The organism is Streptomyces flavidovirens DSM 40150, from assembly GCF_000429085.1.
Classification (GTDB): domain Bacteria; phylum Actinomycetota; class Actinomycetes; order Streptomycetales; family Streptomycetaceae; genus Streptomyces; species Streptomyces flavidovirens.
This window is the reverse complement of the sequence record NZ_KE386847.1, coordinates 1-1,130: the sequence shown is the minus strand read 5'-3', so window position 1 is coordinate 1,130 and position 1,130 is coordinate 1. Positions and strand designations below refer to the sequence as shown.

Annotated in this window: 2 rRNA genes and 1 pseudogene; 1 reads left to right on the top strand and 2 read right to left on the bottom strand. The window is 64.7% G+C overall.

The window, feature by feature from the left end:
• Positions 1–506: pseudogene (locus G412_RS41525) on the top strand (hypothetical protein); the annotation flags it as partial.
• 99 nt (positions 507–605) lie between these two features.
• Here G412_RS41525 and rrf read toward each other — a convergent pair.
• Positions 606–722: ribosomal RNA gene (gene rrf / locus G412_RS0131925) — 5S ribosomal RNA — on the bottom strand.
• Positions 723–833: 111 nt separating this feature from the next.
• A 23S ribosomal RNA gene (locus tag G412_RS0131920) occupies positions 834–1,130 on the bottom strand; the annotation flags it as partial.

Sequence of the window (1,130 nt, the reverse complement as noted above, 5' to 3'; positions counted from 1 at the left end):
CGACGCTGATAGCCGCCGCCACCACCGCTGGGACGGTCGTCCCGACGCGGCGCACGGTCGTCGCGGCCGCCACGGAACCCACCACGGTCGTCGTCCCGACGCGGACCACTGCTGGGCCGGTCGTCACGACGCTGGTAACCGCCACCGCCACCGCCACCGCCACCGGCGCCGGCCGGACGTCCGCCGCGGCTGTCGTCACGTCGCGGGCCGCTGCTCGGCCGGTCATCGCGACGCTGGAAGCCACCGCCCCCACCGCTCGGACGCCCGCCTCGGTCGTCATCACGGCGAGGTCCGCTCGGGCGGTCGTCACGACCGCCTCGGAATCCCCCGCCGGTGGGGCGGTCGTCACGACGGAACCCACCGCGATCGTTGTCCCGGCGCGGCGCACGGTCATCACGACCGCCGCGGTATCCGCCCCTGTCATCGCCGTCTCGCCGGCGCGGCTCGCGCTCCGGGCGATCGTCGGAAGAGTTGGTGGACATCGGCTGGCTCCTGTCTTGGGGTAACGCAGTCATTCTCGCGCAGTCGGCCATCCGACGCGCTTCGGAAAAACAAAAAGGACCCTTGGTCCAGCATGAACGCTGGACCAAGGGTCCTGAAAGATTGTTCGGCGGTGTCCTACTCTCCCGCAGGGTCCCCCCTGCAGTACCATCGGCGCTGAAAGGCTTAGCTTCCGGGTTCGGAATGTAACCGGGCGTTTCCCTAACGCTATGACCACCGAAACCCTATCGGGCTTAGCGAACAAGCACACTCTTCAATTAAGTAAGTGGATCTGTTCAACCGGTGCGATAACTGTTCGCAACCCGGGAACAACACAGTGGACGCGAGCAACTGAGGACAAGCCCTCGGCCTATTAGTACCAGTCAGCTCCACCCGTTACCGGGCTTCCACATCTGGCCTATCAACCCAGTCGTCTACTGGGAGCCTTAACCCCTCAAAGGGGGTGGGAACACTCATCTCGAAGCAGGCTTCCCGCTTAGATGCTTTCAGCGGTTATCCTTTCCGAACGTAGCCAACCAGCCATGCCCTTGGCAGGACAACTGGCACACCAGAGGTTCGTCCGTCCCGGTCCTCTCGTACTAGGGACAGCCCTTCTCAATATTCCTACGCGCGCAGAGGATAGGGACCGA